The organism is Lysinibacillus sp. FSL M8-0337, from assembly GCF_038593855.1.
Taxonomy (GTDB): domain Bacteria; phylum Bacillota; class Bacilli; order Bacillales_A; family Planococcaceae; genus Lysinibacillus; species Lysinibacillus sphaericus_D.
Genome location: NZ_CP151996.1, coordinates 1635086 through 1650790, shown reverse-complemented (window position 1 = coordinate 1650790; position 15705 = coordinate 1635086). Strand labels below are relative to the sequence as shown.

Annotated in this window: 17 protein-coding genes, 1 pseudogene and 2 riboswitches; of the genes and pseudogenes, 3 read left to right on the top strand and 15 right to left on the bottom strand. The window is 34.9% G+C overall.

From position 1 onward, the window contains the following. Positions 1 to 335: 335 nt before the first annotated feature. From MKY08_RS07645 to MKY08_RS07585, 13 genes and pseudogenes are all read right to left on the bottom strand, one after another. The gene (locus MKY08_RS07645) at positions 336 to 581 is read right to left on the bottom strand and encodes a cold shock domain-containing protein (RefSeq protein ID WP_069511626.1); all 246 of its coding nucleotides are present in this window, start codon (positions 579 to 581) and stop codon (positions 336 to 338) included. A 15-nt stretch (positions 582 to 596) separates the two neighbouring features. Further along, positions 597 to 1151, bottom strand: a complete 555-nt coding sequence (locus MKY08_RS07640) for a histidine phosphatase family protein (protein ID WP_069511628.1) — start codon at positions 1149 to 1151, stop codon at positions 597 to 599. Positions 1152 to 1364: 213 nt separating this feature from the next. Beyond that, positions 1365 to 2672, bottom strand: a complete 1308-nt coding sequence (locus MKY08_RS07635; RefSeq protein ID WP_069512130.1) for a Spo0B domain-containing protein — start codon at positions 2670 to 2672, stop codon at positions 1365 to 1367. A 320-nt stretch (positions 2673 to 2992) separates the two neighbouring features. Further along, positions 2993 to 3649, bottom strand: a pseudogene (locus MKY08_RS07630) (C45 family peptidase); the annotation flags it as partial. A 21-nt stretch (positions 3650 to 3670) separates the two neighbouring features. After that, entirely contained in the window at positions 3671 to 4024 is a 354-nt protein-coding gene (locus MKY08_RS07625; protein ID WP_081327938.1) for a hypothetical protein, read from the bottom strand. 219 nt (positions 4025 to 4243) lie between these two features. Beyond that, positions 4244 to 4477, bottom strand: coding sequence for a DUF1540 domain-containing protein (locus tag MKY08_RS07620; protein WP_069511630.1), 234 nt, complete (start codon positions 4475 to 4477; stop codon positions 4244 to 4246). 174 nt (positions 4478 to 4651) lie between these two features. Then, positions 4652 to 6112: a spore germination protein gene (locus MKY08_RS07615; RefSeq protein WP_069511632.1), complete on the bottom strand. Its 1461-nt coding sequence runs from the start codon at positions 6110 to 6112 to the stop codon at positions 4652 to 4654. Positions 6113 to 6246: 134 nt separating this feature from the next. Next, the gene (gene ribE, locus MKY08_RS07610) at positions 6247 to 6714 is read right to left on the bottom strand and encodes a 6,7-dimethyl-8-ribityllumazine synthase (protein ID WP_069511635.1); all 468 of its coding nucleotides are present in this window, start codon (positions 6712 to 6714) and stop codon (positions 6247 to 6249) included. 17 nt (positions 6715 to 6731) lie between these two features. Continuing rightward, positions 6732 to 7364, bottom strand: a complete 633-nt coding sequence (gene ribB / locus MKY08_RS07605) for a 3,4-dihydroxy-2-butanone-4-phosphate synthase (protein WP_305143792.1) — start codon at positions 7362 to 7364, stop codon at positions 6732 to 6734. A 56-nt stretch (positions 7365 to 7420) separates the two neighbouring features. Continuing rightward, positions 7421 to 8059: a riboflavin synthase gene (ribE, locus tag MKY08_RS07600; RefSeq protein WP_069511636.1), complete on the bottom strand. Its 639-nt coding sequence runs from the start codon at positions 8057 to 8059 to the stop codon at positions 7421 to 7423. Between the two features lie 187 nt (positions 8060 to 8246). Continuing rightward, a riboswitch (FMN riboswitch) is annotated at positions 8247 to 8372 on the bottom strand. Between the two features lie 121 nt (positions 8373 to 8493). Further along, positions 8494 to 8619: riboswitch (FMN riboswitch) on the bottom strand. 108 nt (positions 8620 to 8727) lie between these two features. Further along, complete coding sequence (locus MKY08_RS07595; protein ID WP_069511637.1) at positions 8728 to 9516, bottom strand: hypothetical protein; 789 nt, start codon at positions 9514 to 9516, stop codon at positions 8728 to 8730. After that, positions 9513 to 10418 carry an ABC transporter ATP-binding protein gene (locus MKY08_RS07590; protein WP_069511639.1) on the bottom strand — a complete coding sequence of 302 codons (906 nt, stop codon included), beginning with the start codon at positions 10416 to 10418 and terminating at the stop codon, positions 9513 to 9515. The genes MKY08_RS07595 and MKY08_RS07590 overlap by 4 nt, the downstream gene beginning before the upstream one ends. After that, positions 10402 to 10653 (bottom strand): PLD nuclease N-terminal domain-containing protein, encoded by a 252-nt coding sequence (locus MKY08_RS07585; RefSeq protein WP_069511641.1) that lies wholly within the window; start codon positions 10651 to 10653, stop codon positions 10402 to 10404. The genes MKY08_RS07590 and MKY08_RS07585 overlap by 17 nt, the downstream gene beginning before the upstream one ends. Before the next feature lie 288 nt (positions 10654 to 10941). On the opposite strand from MKY08_RS07585, the gene MKY08_RS07580 reads away from it, so the two are divergent. After that, positions 10942 to 11322 (top strand): GntR family transcriptional regulator, encoded by a 381-nt coding sequence (locus MKY08_RS07580; RefSeq protein WP_069511643.1) that lies wholly within the window; start codon positions 10942 to 10944, stop codon positions 11320 to 11322. Positions 11323 to 11499: 177 nt separating this feature from the next. After that, positions 11500 to 12126, top strand: coding sequence for an HAD-IA family hydrolase (locus MKY08_RS07575; protein WP_069511645.1), 627 nt, complete (start codon positions 11500 to 11502; stop codon positions 12124 to 12126). 102 nt (positions 12127 to 12228) lie between these two features. Here the strand turns inward: MKY08_RS07575 and MKY08_RS07570 are convergent, their stop codons facing one another. Continuing rightward, positions 12229 to 13194 carry a VanW family protein gene (locus MKY08_RS07570; RefSeq protein ID WP_069511647.1) on the bottom strand — a complete coding sequence of 322 codons (966 nt, stop codon included), beginning with the start codon at positions 13192 to 13194 and terminating at the stop codon, positions 12229 to 12231. A 411-nt stretch (positions 13195 to 13605) separates the two neighbouring features. Continuing rightward, complete coding sequence (locus MKY08_RS07565; protein WP_069511649.1) at positions 13606 to 13986, bottom strand: DUF3997 domain-containing protein; 381 nt, start codon at positions 13984 to 13986, stop codon at positions 13606 to 13608. A 436-nt stretch (positions 13987 to 14422) separates the two neighbouring features. Between MKY08_RS07565 and MKY08_RS07560 the strand changes: the two genes are divergently transcribed. Beyond that, a complete protein-coding gene (locus MKY08_RS07560; protein ID WP_069511651.1) occupies positions 14423 to 15598 on the top strand; it encodes a crosslink repair DNA glycosylase YcaQ family protein in 1176 nt (391 codons plus the stop codon). Positions 15599 to 15705: the final 107 nt, after the last annotated feature.

Below are 15705 nucleotides of genomic sequence, written 5' to 3'. Positions count from 1 at the left end.
AAAAATTATTAGAATATTTTATTTTTTAAATAATATATACATCAAGTAATTTATTTCCCTCATATATTTATTGCTAGAAACAGTTCCAACCAAAAGGGCAGGTCACTCAATTGTAAGTGACCTGCCCTTTTGGCATTCAAAATATAAATGATTATAAATTTAAATGTATATTCATTCAATTTATATATATCGTAAGCCATCTAAAATACTACAGGTACCTTCCTCTCTAGAGCGCAAGAAAAAACGCCAATCCACGGATTAACGTTTTCTATAAATGGGCATCGCAATTTTTCATCGCTAGAATAGATTGCCACAAACAATTATAAGAGTGCATATTAGTCTGACAGCACAATGACATTTTCTGCAACCTGCTTTTGGTCAGTAGAATTGGGTATTTCATGTAAATCAAAGGAGACTTTTTGACCTTGTTTCAAAAAGCGAAATGCAGTTGAAAATCTCTCCTTATCGGGTAAAATCGAACTAAAATGAACAAAAACATGATTGTCTTTCTCACCATTAAGCATAATACGTCCATAGCCTTTTTCGTCTTTATACCATTTGACAATTCCTTCTTGTTTCATCTCTATCCTCCAATATTATTTTTGTGACGTCCCTAAGGTTGCTAAATCGGCTAATGTTAGCTGTTTTACAATTTCATAGCCATTGCCCACACCTTTAGGCTTAATAATAACGGTTCCCATGCTTGAAATTTCACCTATGGAAGTCCCTTTCGGAAAACTGTGCGCAATAATTACTTGATTAGTTCCAAGTGGTGGTTTTACTTCTAAATGTTGTTGGGCATCCTTTAAAATTTGTTGTTGTTCAGTTGTGGAAAAGGTTTCTGCTAATTTAGTAATTGTAAACCAAAACGGGTCAATTTGTAGATACATTGTTGGGAAGGCAAGCTGTGCCGTTTCAATTGTTCGACAAAACGGACTTGTTATTATAGGTGAACTAATTGGAATTTGCCAATAACGTAGCATCTGTCCATAGTAAACGGCTTCTTGCCGTCCGTAATCAGATAAATTTCTTTGTGTATAACAGTTTTGAAAATTAACATATGGCTGATCTTCACCAACAGTTGCTTCTCCATGTCTAACATATAAAATCAGTCCACCTGCTCTTAGTAAATCAAGGATTGGTTTTTCCAAATGGTTTTTATCCTCCTAACCTGCCCGCTTAGATTTACTGTTAATGTATGACTTATATTAGCTAATACATGCTATTCAAATACAAACGCATTTACTTATCAACAAAAGCCTCCTACGCTAATAAGTAGGAAGCTTAAGTTATTATACTATCCAGTTAAAAAGTGGCTTTGCTTCACGCGAAGATTAGCCGTGAAAGAGATAACAACTGCCCATTTACTTTAAAGGAATGATTACAATCGCCGTTGTCTCAAATTCCCCTGTTGATTGGATAGAAATGTTGCCGTTGTATTTTTTCACAACTTCTTTCACAATAAACAAGCCTTGACCTCTAATTTTTCCTAGTTCAGCTTTTTTCGTTGTAAACCCTTGCTTAAAGATTTGATCTGGGTCCGTAATGGTTGGTCCTGTATTAACAATTTCAAATACATACTTCATTTCATCCGCATGACAACAAATTTTCATTTTGCGGTCACTTTCAGGCAATTCAATTGTCGCATCAATCGCATTATCAATTAAATTTGATAATAATTTAATGATATCAGTCGTTTTTATTTTATCGAAAGTATCCTGCGAAACTGATATATCCATCTCAATATTATGATTTTGAGCAGCTAACTTTTTAGTTTGCAATAAAATCGATAGCCCCGGATGGTTAATATTTAATTTCAATGACTTTATTTCCTGTACCTCTTTAGATAATGATGATAAATACTGTTTCGCTTGATCTGGCTCTCCCAATTGTAAAAGCCCATGCAACACTTGAATATGATTGGTAAAGTCATGTCTTAAGGACGATACAGAGGTAATTAACGCTTTTATTTCAGTTTGGTAGGTATCTTCTGTTACCTCTACTTCTTTTGTCACTTCTTTTTGATACCATCTCTGTAAAAAGAAAAACGATGCAATAACGATCAATATAAATATTCCATTATAAATAAACAAGAATAAATTATTTTCTAATACTTTGCCTTTTATACCATTAAGTTTGTCTGCGCTTATATCAATCCCTAGATAGCCAATAATTTGACCTTTGTCATTCTTAATTGGAGCGCCTACAGAAAGATAGTCTCCGTGTTGAGGGTCATTAATGACATTCGTAACATATGTCAACCCTTGATAAGCTAGTTTGATTTGCTTTTCTGGAACAGTACAAACTTGCCCAATATCAAAGCCTACTGTGAGATGATTGGGAACACCAGCAATCATCGTTTTTGATACTTTAGGATTATCAATTTCTAAAGTATAGACATTTAAGGCCCCTAATTTTTCTCTTGCATCATTTAAGTATCTTCTTATTTCCCAATAAGTTGCATTTTTCACAGGATTATTTGCAAATTGTTGATACAACTTAACATCAATTGATGATGCGATGGAAATAGCCGCTTCTAGGCTCTGGTTAGCGATGGATTCTTCCACCGTCTTTTTCATTTTCACATATGAAGTGAGCACATTTAAACTTGTGAACAATGACAATAAGACAGTCGCTAATACTAATATTAGTTTAATTTTACGATTTTTCATACAAACTGGTACTTCCTCATCTATTGTATTCATTATTTAACGATGTGTAATTACTCCTAGAACAAATTAGTATTTATATAAATAACAATAATATTATACTATAGTAATTTTCGTTTTTTCATGTGTATTTTTTAAAGTATGTTGAAAACAATACTTTTATCCAAGTTTATTTTTTTAATTTAGTATTTTTATACAAAAAACGGAATATTTTTTTATTCTTTCGAAAAGCGAAATAGCTACAAAACGAAAGGAGAATAGCCCAACAAATGTTACGCCATTCCCCTATTTATTCTATTAAATTATAAACCAAGCCTAACAAATTAGATAGCCTGAATTATGTTTCCTTTTATGGTTTTCGGAAGAATACGTTTACCTTCGATAAATTGTTGGAGTGAAAATGATTGTGGCTCACAATTTTCACCTATTCCAACAACTATCTCTAATTGCTTTGGTGAGTATATAACTGTATGGAGCGTACCAAAGTATTCTTGATATTGTTTAACAAATAACGGAGAATCTCCGTTATTGAAATGATGATATACAGATATTGTCGTACGCGGATCTGCTACATAGCGATTTATATAGTTTTTTCGTTGTTTTGAACCTTTAATACAAGCTTTATTTCTTCCTGCAAATTGTTGTGATTCAAAATGATTTGTGCAAATAAGTGGATGTTCCACATAATTCACCCGCTTCATTGGCGTAGCCTCCACCACAATTGCTTTTCCACTTTGATCTGTCATCGAGTAATTGTAGCAATAGCGATGTGGAAGTTTGTTTATTAGTGCAGTAGCTTCTTCAATATTTCCACACTGTTCAAGTAATATTCTAACAATAGTAGTCGCCAAAAAGCCATCGCCTGCCCATTCATTATTGACAAAATGCAGCCCTACTACAAGCCCTTTTTCATTCATTCCATCTAACCTACCAATAATTTGCTGGCTAAAACCTACACTAGCATACCCTTCAGACGGTTTAGAAAAAACGAGTCTTGCATCTTACATAGCTGGACTGAAATCGTAATTTCTTACATACTTCCCATTGTGTACAAACGAGGTACATCCCATATTTGGAAATGTCATATTATAACCGCTATACATTTTAATAATGGTTTCACATGACTGTTCTAAGCCAAACGCCAAACCCTTTATCTCTTGCAAAAGATTGGGCGAACAATCTAGCAATAGCTCTTTTACCTGCTGTACATTACAAGCAGTAGATAAAGCTAGCAGCTGTTCCTTTTGCGCTAAATGCGCATATGTTGTTACTTCGTTACTTTGTTGGAAACCTATTTCATAGGCATCGCCCCTTAAAGCTACTACGGATACGATTAACTCTTGATATTTATTCATTGAAATACCTCCCATACTGCCTATTGTGACTTCTGTATCATCGTAATCCTTCAAGTAACTGGAAGGTCAAGAGAATTATAAAAGGAATAAAAAAAGTTGTCTTCCTAATAGGAAGACAACCTTTAACGTGACCAAATCAGTAGAAAAGGTAAAGATAAATTATTTTGGTGAAATAAAGATATTGTCTTTATTTACATTGTCCAAAATAAACGATACTCATTATCTAAAGTTTTTTTCTTTCGATCTGAATGTTTTACAACACGTATCGGATGATTGAATGGCTGCTGCTTCTTCTGACATTGTATGCAACTCAAAGTCAGAAGCAAATTCCGCATCACGTTTGTTCGTATTACGTTTATCCATGTCAATTGCAATTTTTTCAGCTCCGCAATAATTACCTTTGGCATGGAACACACAATTTGATACTGCACAGCTAACTTGGACATTCGGCATAACTATCCACCCCTTGTGATTGGTCTTGAAAAGTATAGAATGGAAAATCTAATCTATACTCTTCACTTTGTATTTTGTCCAATCAAAAGGTTTTTACAAGTAAAGCTTAAAAATAACTTCGACATAATCTGTGAAGACGATTTTAAGCACAGCACAAGCGATAGATGTAATGTTCTAATTTTTGCTCGATGTTCTTGTCTCATCTTGAGGATGTAAAAATTTTGGTCGTTTACTATATCCTTTTGGCGATAGACGTATTAAAGTTTTCTTGGTATCGGACCAGTTTAAATTGGCACCAATATTTAAGTACGGAACGCCTAATACACGGATATTCGCAAAGTAAATAAGAATGAAAAACAGGGACAAAAAGAAACCAAATAAACCAAAGAAAGCGGCCATTAAGATAACAAATAAACGGAAAATACTCATTGCAGTTACAAAGGATTGATTGACAAGAGTATAGGCTGCAATACTTGAGATAGCAATTACGACGATCATGGAAGGGCTCGTTATCCCTGCCTTGATTGCCGCATCTCCGATGATTAGTCCCCCTACAACACTCATGGTTCCGCTTAAAATAGACGGTAAGCGTAGATTTGCTTCGCGAAATATTTCAAACATAAATAACATTAGTAATATTTCCAATATCGTAGGAAAAGGCAAACCAGTACGTGATTGGACAACCGTCGCTAACAGTAGTATAGGCATCTGCTCTTGATGATAAGTCGATAAGGCTAGCCAAAAACCGGGTAAAAGCATACTTATTAATATACCTACGATTCGTAACAGTCGCTCTAATGCACCGACTATAGTTGGATAATCGTTATCCTCACCTGATTTAAAAAGTAAAAAATTATTAGGTGGCGTAATGATTGCGTAAGATACACCATCGACAAAAAGAAGAATCCGTCCTCTGCTTAGCGCTTGTATTGCAAAATCTGGCCGACCTGTATAATCATGTCGCGGCAAAATTTTTGCGGTTTTTTCCACACTTTCCATCATTATATCGCCACTAAAGACAACGTCTGTATTAATTTTATTTAATTGTTTTTTTATTTCAGTAACCATTGCTTTGTCGGTTATATCACCCATGTACAGAACAGCTACTGTCGTTTTAGAGCGCTTTCCGACTTCCACCGTTTCCACGCATAGGGAATTTGTAGGCAAGCGCTTACGAATTAAGGCCACATTAATAAAGACATCTTCTATAAAATCATCTCTCGGCCCTTTTACCACTAGTTCTTGCTTTGTTTCTTCAGGATTTCGATTTGGTTTTTTAGTAATTTTACTTGAAAATAAAATTTTTTCCCCTTCAAAGTAAAGCAAAACAAACCCTGAATAGACACGCGTAATAGCATCATCTAAATTTGTTACTTTTTGAAGATTAGGAATGTGTAAATCGTTTTTTATTTTTTCCTCTAATAATTTTACAGAGCTGTCTTCAAACAAAGATTGAACTCGATCGATAATGACCTTATTCAATAAAAACGGATCGACCATCGACTCACATGTAATAAAATAAACATGATGTTGTTGAAAGGTAAAGGATTGAAAAATTACGTCAGCAGAGCGTTGAAATAATTCTTTCAACATTTTCAATTCGATTTCTTGTTCTATTGATTGAATATTCCTCATCTCCTACTGAACCAAATTCAAACAAATTATTTTACTAAAATACTTATAAACATATATTTCCCAATGTCCAAAAAATTATGCAATAAATCTTACACTAGTGAGATAATTCATTAATTCTAAATATAGATATCCTTTTAGCCAATCATTTTTTGTAAATTAGCCATTTCAATTGCGGACATCGCTGCGTCATAACCTTTATTGCCAGATTTTGTTCCAGCACGTTCAATCGCTTGCTCAATATTTTCCGTTGTGACAATCCCAAAAATAACTGGTACATTTGTCGAAAGCGATACGTTTGCAATGCCTTTAGCTGATTCGTTACACACATAATCATAATGTGTTGTAGAGCCACGAATAACTGTACCCAAACCTATAATGGCATCATATTTTTTCGTTTCAGCTAGTTGCTTTGCGATAAACGGTACTTCAAATGCACCTGGCACCCACGCAACATCTATTAAATCATCGTCTACACCATGACGCTTTAGCCCATCTAATGCACCACTTAATAATTTACTTGTTATAAATTCATTAAAACGACCAACAACCACCGCTATTTTTAAATCATTGCCAATTAATTGTGCTTCAAATGTTTTTCCCATCATTTCATTCTCCTCTTTTACATAGTAAGTGAATTTTCTATTTGCATATGTTGACGACGATATGTTGCTAATGCGTCAATCGAAATCATTTTTAATTTATGTTTTTGTGCATATTTGACTAACTCATCAAAGCGCAGCATTTCTCCATTATCGCCCATAATTTCACATATCACGCCAGCTTGTACACTGTTGCAAAGTTTTGCTAAATCGATAGTAGCCTCCGTATGTCCTCGGCGCTCTAATACCCCATTTTCTTTCGCAATTAGCGGAAAAACATGTCCAGGTCGACGGAAATCCGATGCTTGTGCATGTGACACTAGCATTTTTTGAATCGTCAAAGCACGTTCAAAAGCACTAATGCCTGTTGTTGTCTCTTTATAGTCAATACTGACAGTAAACGCTGTTTGGTGATTATCGGTGTTATTTATGACCATTGGCTGTAACGCTAATTTTTGTGCGAGCTGCTGTGAAATAGGTGTACAAATAAGACCTCTTCCATATGTTGCCATGAAATTAATCGTTTCTGGTGACATAAACTCTGCAAGGGCCAGTAGATCTCCTTCATTTTCACGGTCTTCATCATCCACAACAACAATCATATTGCCCTGTTTTAAATCGGCAATTGCTTCTTCAATTGAATGTAGCAACATTGCCACCTCCTAATAGATTTGACTTTCAATGTATGTTTTTTTCTTTCTATAGCAGGTTAAAAACCATGCTTCGCTAAGTAATCTTTTGTAATGGTTGACGATTGCAGACCACCCTTTAACTGGTGAATAATGTATTTGCCTACTAAATCGGTTTCAATATTGACCAGTGCCCCAACATTTTTAACACCTAGTACGGTTTCTTTGTATGTGTGTGGAATAAGCGATACTGTGACACTGTTTTTTTCAACATGAAAGAGCGTTAAACTCGTTCCATCAATTGTGATTGAACCTTTAGGAATACAATAGCTAGTTAAGTCCTCTGAAAGTTCGATATCAATATAGACCGCATTTGCCATTGGGCGTTTGCGTATAATTTTCCCTACACCATCTACATGACCTGAAACAAAATGGCCACCAAATCGTCCATTGGCTGGCATTGCACGCTCTAAATTGACTGCATGACCAACAGTTAATTGCTGTAAATTCGTCGCTTTCACTGTTTCAGGCATTACATCCATTGTCAGCTCTTGGTCATTGTAATGAGTTACTGTCAAACAAACCCCATTAACGGCTATACTATCCCCGAGCTTCACATCCGCCACTATTTTGGGCGAAATCACTGTTATTTCCATACTTTGCCTATCGCTTTGCAAGGTTTTTACTGTGCCAATATCCTCAATAATACCTGTAAACATTTTTCCACCTACTTTCTCAACCCTATGTCGTAAACCTTTTGATAGTTATGTTAATCCCCCCTCCATTTTTTATGACCAAAACAAAGAAAAAACCCCTTTAGCATAAAAGGGGTTTGGGAGTACTTATACATAAGACGTCACGAAATAAACCTAGTGGATACAAAAATTTTCCACAGGCTACCATCTTATTGTTCTTCTCCCATCCAGACTATCACTGTCGGTTTTGGATTTGCACCAAATCAGCTTGCGCTCACGGACTTTGAATTGCTTCATCACCGCCGATTGGGAATTTCACCCTACCCCGAAGAACAGATACCTATTCAATTTTTTCCCTAAATAAAAAACTTCCCAACAGAAGCGATGGGAAGTTATATTTCATATAAGCGTAGCCAAATAGACCTTTTAAAGTCATACGAATTTAAAAAGCTTATACTTTCATCCTTCTCCCATCCAGACTGTAACTGTCGGTTTTGGATTTGCACCAAATCAGCTTGCGCTCACGGACTTTGAATTACTTCATCACCGCCGATTGGGAATTTCACCCTACCCTGAAGGATATATTATTTAGTTACTTCATACGATAACATTATTTTAATAGATTATCCACCTAAAATTTTTTAATGCACGCATGCTGATTACTTATTTTTGCCAAAAAAAGCTATACTCTATTAATTTTTATGGTATTTCTTCCTTGAAATCCAATAGTGCGAAATTGTTACAGTTAAAGTAATCCATATGAACGTTATCACCATATTTCCATATAGTTGTGAATCTATTGAACCTGTTATTAATACCATCATTGCCTGTTGACTCATGCCAGCAGGATTCACTAAATCAATTATTGGATGTAAACCACTAATGATTTTCAACAATAGCAAGCAAACGATACTAATTAAAGCTATAACGCCCTGCCCATTAAAAATAGTACTGATCATCGAAGTAAAAGAAATCATAAAAAGTACCCATACTAAGTAAAATCCAAGCGCTAATATCAGCGTAAAAAATGGAATATTACTAAACAAGAAATTTACATAAACGTAAGATACAAAATAGCCAAATGTCACACTAAGCGCTACAAATGAGAAATTAGAAAAAAGCTTTCCACCGATATAGGATCCTACCTTTACAGGTCTTGTTAATATAAAATCAAGCATCCCATTCGCTTTATCTGATTGAATTATACCCATTATGGCAATAACAATTACCATAATGCCCAACTGATCAAATTGGGAGCCTAGAGTTGCCGCCATTACTTGTGCTCCATCCTGTTGCATGATTGCAGGATCAATCGTAATGCCTTGATTTCCGCCGAGCGCTGCTAAAATTGAAGGTAAATAGTATGTAACCACTGGTTGTGTTGCGCCTAAAAACATAAAAACAAGAGGTAACCAAAGGATCTTAAACTCTCGAAACATTTGTACATACTCTTTTTTCGTTAAAATATATAAAGGTGTCATACACTCACCACCATTTTTAAAAAGATATCTTCTAACGTCTCACTGCTTCCAACTTCAAATTTAACGATATCCATGTTGTTGTCCATTGCATCACGAATCAACCTATCTTTATTTTGCTGAATATTATCGAGGGTAATCTTCGCCTTCTTGCCTAATACTTCAACATTCTTAACATATGGGAGCTTTTCAATGATTTGCACCCAAAGCATATTATGTGATGCCAATTCAAGATGCACAACCGCTTCGTGATTGTTAGTTAATTTATCTAATGTCGTATCCTCAATTTTCTTACCTTGTTTCATAATGACAAAGCGTTCACATATTTCTTCTGCATCCCCTAAAATATGAGTAGATAATAGAATAGTCGTTTCATGTTTAATTTCTTGTATTAAATTTAAGACCTCTCTTCTGCCTATTGGATCTAATGCCGATACAGGCTCATCCATGACAATAAAAGATGGCTTATGTAACAGTGTTTGGGCAATGCCAAGCCTTTGCTTCATTCCCCCAGAAAATGTTTGAACTTTCTCATGTTGTTCATTTATAAGCCCAACTTTTGTTAAAATAGCTGGTACTTCCTTCACCAACTCTTGTTTTGTTATGCCAGATAACTGTCCCATAAAAAAGAGTGTTTCTGTAGCTGTCATCCAATGAAAGAAATCAGGATATTGTGGAAGGTAACCAATTTCTTTTTTCATGGTTTTAATTTTTTTCCCATCTAGAAGGACTTCTCCTTTTTCCGCATTTAAAATATCTGCAATAATTTTGATTAACGTAGACTTTCCAGCACCATTAGGTCCAATTAGCCCTACACATTGTCCAGTTTCAACCACCATCGAGAAATTATTGACTGCTGTCTTTGCTTTAAATGTTTTAGTCACCTCTTTAATTTCTAACTTCATGATGTTTCGCTCCTTTTCGCCCAATAGTGAAATATAAAATTGGACCAATAGTATTAAAAAATAAAATAAGGATTGTCCATAACATAACATTTGTTCTTGCTTTTCGATGACGATACAAATCAATTAATGCAACAAGGATAAGGATGAAGCCAACCATCATAAACGGCCATATAACCTGTAATACAGCCAACCAATCAATGTCATTCAATTCATCTAACCCATAGTGAAGTTTCAATAAAAACGCTCCTCTCAACATTCATTATCATTACTAATAATGATAACATTAACACACATTTTTTGGAATTGCACTTGTTATTTTATTAAATGCTATGCTACAGTCAATATTATCTATAATGATAATATTATCGTTATAGATAATAAATTTTACATTAATTTTACTGCCAAAATTGTTAAAAGGAGAAAATCGCGTGAAAATGCACCCGATAAGAATTCAAACTAGTCAAACGCAAAAAGAAACTGCTACTATGCCTATTCCAAATTTGTTTATTTTAGGGGGAATACTATGCTACCTATTCAAATAGATACCAATAGCCCATTGCTATTATATATGCAGGTCGGCAATCAACTAATTGAACAGATTGCAAAAGGACATATTCAAGACAATGAAATGCTTCCTTCCATTAGAAATATGGCGCAAGATATAGGAATCAATATACATACCGTTTCAAAAAGCTATCGTGAACTTGAGAAAAAAGCGATTATCAAGATGGAAAATCGCTTGAAAGCAACTGTTATCGCTCGTTCAAATCGACGGTTAGACGAAACCCAATTACATCATCTCGAACTTTCTATAAAAAACATGATAATGGAAGCTTATGTAATGGGTTATAGCAAGAAACAAATCAAACAATATATCACAAAAGTATTAGACCAAGTGCAGTAATTTACCTCATACTGAAGAAGCAATGGTAAATAATTCTTTCCTCTCATAATGTAAAATCAGATAGTGTATACTAATTCATTTCTTTTTTTCCGCATTCATGTCATCATGAACGAATGACTATATTGATTTAAGTATTATTAATGGTAAAGCCAAATACCCTTTAAGGAGAAAAATACAATGAAACATATTATATTTGATTTTGATGGCACACTTGCGGATTCCACGGCAGTGTTTGCATCTGTATGGAATACGATTGCTAAAAAACATGAATTCAAAGAAGTACAGTTAGAAGATATTGATGCACTAAAAAAATTATCGATTGCTGAACGAAGTAAATTATTTAACTTCCCGTTACACAAGCTACCTACTATACTCCCGCAATTTTATCGCTTATATCAGCAATCATTACAAGATGTTCATCTATTTCACGGTATGAAAGATGTCATAAAAGAACTCGATAAGAAAGGATATACAATCGCCATTATTTCCTCCAACTCAAAAGATAATATTTTGGCGTTTTTACAAACTAATGGTATCGACCATGTCTCCGAAGTACTATGTTCGAGCCGAATTTTTGGTAAAGATAAAGTGATAAAAAAATATTTAAAACAAGCCAATTTAAAAACATCAGATGTTTTATATATTGGGGATGAGCAACGTGATATTGTCGCATGCAAAAAAGTAGGTATTCCAATTATATGGGTTGGTTGGGGGTATGATGCTATTGAGATTGTTCAATCAGCAGAACCCGAATATAAAGTATTTACTCCTGCCGAAATACTAACTATTATGGAAGATTTATAAACTACTTTCACCATTGCTTAGGCACTAAAAAAGACACTCTTTATAAGTGCCTTAAAATACAAGAGAAGTTGATTTTTGTTTAGTCTTACATCAACTTCTTCCTTATTGTGAGGGAAGCTTTGTTAAAATTTCTTGATATTTTTTTGCTGTCCTTATTTCCACTGTCAGAAAATCTTGTCCATAGGTTGCCTTTATTAAAAATGGTACATCACTCGTGTTTTGAAATCTAAAATCTAAACCACCATAGGACACCGTTGCATCTCTGCCCTTTGGAACGTATCCTACATCTAAAGAATGATGATGTCGCTCCACAAATTTAATCGGGAGTTGATCGACTGCATTAAACAATGTTGAAGATGTTTGGCAAATCCCCCCACCAATGCCCATAACAAGTTTTTTATTAATAATTTCAGGTGCGGGCTGATAGCCATTCGCTTCATCTCTAGGGCCTACAACAGTATTAAACGAAAAAGTATCTCCGCTACCAACTATCACATTGTGAATGGCTTTTGCTGAAAGTTCAATATTTTTATTTCTTCCGATATCCGAAGCAGTGAAATATGTTGTATAAGAAGCCACTACTACATCCTCTAAATACGGTATGTCTTCAAAATAATAGCCACTTTCAGTAATATACAATGGCATTTCTACTGTACCACCCGTTACTGATGCTGCCATAATTTTTTCTACTAATTCACTTTCTTTTAAAATAACCAATGGACTACCTTTTATAATACGACCATTGTCATCGACTTTATCAAGCATCATTCGCTTATCAAAACCAACTTTTGTTTCTGTGCCTCTCGCTAATTGTTGTGCTAATTGTTCAATGTTCTTTTTATACAAGACTGGGTCTGTTTCAAAGCCTAATTCTATGGGCGATACGATGTGGATGATTTCTTTAGATTGTGGATTAACAATTTCAACCACTACAGGACCTACTTCCTGCTCCTTGTCCTGCGTGTACATAACGGGTTGTTGCACGTCGTCTTTTTCAATTTGTTCATGCTTTATTTTATCCTGACAACCTGCTAAAGCCATTACACTGCCTAAACAAAATACAACCATCCATTTTTTCAAGTTTAAACACCTACCTCCAACATACTTACAGCAACATCTTATTCGACTCGTTAGGATAGTGTGTTTCTTTTCTTAGATTTTTATTGGTGTATATCCAATTGAAAAATGTTTTTTTGCACAGCTTAAGGAAAAAACACTCCCAAAAGTTTAGATACTTACTTTTGTGGAGTGCTTTTTTGAAAATAAGTTGTCATTATCACATAGTACTTATGTAATTTTATGGACGATCTAACCGTTAGTAATTCTTTAACTTAAGGGCGATAATTTTGATAAAATAAATTAGTAATTGTATACGGAACAATTAAAAAATAACACAGTATATTTACATATCTTTTGCAATATAAAAACCACCTTTCTACTATATTACTACAAAATAATATACGTGTATTTTATATCTACTTATTGTATATCTTCTACCAATTTCAATTCTAAGTTAGTAATACCATACTCTTTTATTTTTTTTTGAAAGTCATTAAGAATAAAAGGTCCTTCTACATATTCATCTTTAACATTTAAAATCCAGTAAAAATACTCTTCATTAGGGTAAGCCTGCTGTTTTGCAATTATGTAATCTTTATTCCAACCAACTTCTACAACTTTTGCAGGAATAACATTCTCATCCCACATTCCTTCACCATTCTTACTTTTAGGTGCAATCGTAATATTATGACTTGAAGTTCGCAAAAGTGAATAATTCCCAGATAAGTCAATACTATAATCTCCTAAACCGGCACAACCACTTATGAATAAACAAATCAGAATTACTATCCATCTTTTCATAATAACCTCCATCTCTAATAATATTATGAATACTTATAAATATTCCTTTTTTATGTAAAAACATAATTTTTTTCTATTAAAAAATCAATAATTTCTTGAAAATAATTCATTGTAAAAATAAATTTTGCATATAGGATAGTACATTATTTGGTCTTTTCTCACCCATCCCTAAAACGGAACATACGTTTGTTTATTTTCACTGTATTCTGTATAATAAAACAGAAATGGTGCTAAGAGGAGAAATTTGGATGTATCGGGGATGATGTTTTAATGACATTTGCAGTGGCGGGAAGGAACATTGCCAGTATGCCAAATTAGAATAAGATATTTTATAGGAGCATGCTACACTTACTATCCATAAAAAAATTCCCTTCACGGTTTCGTTTTTTGTTCTCCACTCCCCTGAATTACACTAAAACTAGAGGTAGGTGCATAGATGATTCACTTAACAAACCGCCAGGCACGACAATTTCTGTTGTTGAAACATGGACTTTTGGACGACTATAAATTTAGCGGGAAACGGGGTGTATTGGACTTTACTCGACAGGTTGGCTGTATTCAGTACGACCCTATCGATGTTTGCGGAAAAAATGCCGAATTGGTGTTACAGTCTCGAATCAAAGAATTTACTAAAGAAATGCTCGCCGATTTGCTGTATGAAGAAAGAAGCCTTGTCGATTATCCCGACAAGAACCTCGCTATTATCCCTATTGAGGACTGGCCGTATTTTGAACGCTATAGGGAAGCCGCCCGACAACATGCTAAACGCTATCCCGAAATGGAAGCGTTGACAACGCTAGTACGGGCTCATATCCAAAATCACGGTGCACTAAGTTCAGATGATTTAAAATTGGATGGAGATTTCTCTTGGCAATCAGCCATTCACTGGAGTAGCGGAAACAATTCATCTCGCTCAGTACTGGAACAGATGTATTCAACGGGTGAGTTGATTATCCATCATAAAAAGGGAAGCCGTAAATATTACGATTTAGCTAAGAAGTACATACAGCCAACTCTGCTGACTGCATCAGAGCCCCTAGTTGATGAACTTGCGCATTATAAGTGGCGGGTACTACGTCGAATCGGCTCGGTCGGTCTCTTATGGAATCGTTCGTCAGATGCATGGTTGAATATTTGGGGGTTGAAAGCAGCACAACGCAAAGAGGTTTTTAGCCAGCTATTACAAGAAAATCACATTGTTGCCGTTGCCGTGGAGGAAATGAAGGATATGCTGTATTGCCTTGCGGAGGATTTACCGCTTATTGAAGCGGTTTTGCAAAATCCGGAACCAAAATGGCGTTGCGAGCTGATTGCGCCGCTCGATAATTTCCTTTGGGATAGAAAACTGATTACTGCATTGTTTAACTTTGATTATACGTGGGAGATTTACACACCTGCAAGCAAACGAAAATTCGGCTACTATGTGCTCCCCCTCGTATATGGAGAACACTTCATTGGACGAGCCGAGATTATCGCAGAGCGAAAAACTAGCACACTCATTGTTAAAAACATCTGGTACGAGAACAGTGTGAAGCAAACAACTCAATTGCGTACAGCTTTAAACAGCTGTCTCAAAAAATTTGCTACCTTTAACGGGTGTGAGACTATTTAGGTAGAGTCTTTGAACGAATAGCCATAATTTTTTACCATATAGGCGATATAACATACTTAATCTCTCCACTAGTATGACATCATATAATTGTTACAGAGTTGGATGCC

What these genes read in the sequence shown, in the direction of transcription:
- MKY08_RS07590 (WP_069511639.1), bottom strand. Translation starts at nt 10,418, where the DNA reads ATGAAGTTAGAAATTAAAGAGGTGACTAAAACATTTAAAGCAAAGACA.
- MKY08_RS07580 (WP_069511643.1), top strand. Translation starts at nt 10,942, where the DNA reads ATGCTACCTATTCAAATAGATACCAATAGCCCATTGCTATTATATATG.
- ribE (WP_069511636.1), bottom strand. Translation starts at nt 8,059, where the DNA reads ATGTTTACAGGTATTATTGAGGATATTGGCACAGTAAAAACCTTGCAA.
- MKY08_RS07645 (WP_069511626.1), bottom strand. Translation starts at nt 581, where the DNA reads ATGAAACAAGAAGGAATTGTCAAATGGTATAAAGACGAAAAAGGCTAT.
- MKY08_RS07615 (WP_069511632.1), bottom strand. Translation starts at nt 6,112, where the DNA reads ATGAGGAATATTCAATCAATAGAACAAGAAATCGAATTGAAAATGTTG.
- MKY08_RS07570 (WP_069511647.1), bottom strand. Translation starts at nt 13,194, where the DNA reads ATGGTTGTATTTTGTTTAGGCAGTGTAATGGCTTTAGCAGGTTGTCAG.
- MKY08_RS07595 (WP_069511637.1), bottom strand. Translation starts at nt 9,516, where the DNA reads ATGACACCTTTATATATTTTAACGAAAAAAGAGTATGTACAAATGTTT.
- MKY08_RS07575 (WP_069511645.1), top strand. Translation starts at nt 11,500, where the DNA reads ATGAAACATATTATATTTGATTTTGATGGCACACTTGCGGATTCCACG.
- MKY08_RS07565 (WP_069511649.1), bottom strand. Translation starts at nt 13,986, where the DNA reads ATGAAAAGATGGATAGTAATTCTGATTTGTTTATTCATAAGTGGTTGT.
- ribE (WP_069511635.1), bottom strand. Translation starts at nt 6,714, where the DNA reads ATGGGAAAAACATTTGAAGCACAATTAATTGGCAATGATTTAAAAATA.
- MKY08_RS07560 (WP_069511651.1), top strand. Translation starts at nt 14,423, where the DNA reads ATGATTCACTTAACAAACCGCCAGGCACGACAATTTCTGTTGTTGAAA.
- MKY08_RS07620 (WP_069511630.1), bottom strand. Translation starts at nt 4,477, where the DNA reads ATGCCGAATGTCCAAGTTAGCTGTGCAGTATCAAATTGTGTGTTCCAT.
- ribB (WP_305143792.1), bottom strand. Translation starts at nt 7,364, where the DNA reads ATGTTGCTACATTCAATTGAAGAAGCAATTGCCGATTTAAAACAGGGC.
- MKY08_RS07635 (WP_069512130.1), bottom strand. Translation starts at nt 2,672, where the DNA reads ATGAAAAATCGTAAAATTAAACTAATATTAGTATTAGCGACTGTCTTA.
- MKY08_RS07625 (WP_081327938.1), bottom strand. Translation starts at nt 4,024, where the DNA reads ATGAATAAATATCAAGAGTTAATCGTATCCGTAGTAGCTTTAAGGGGC.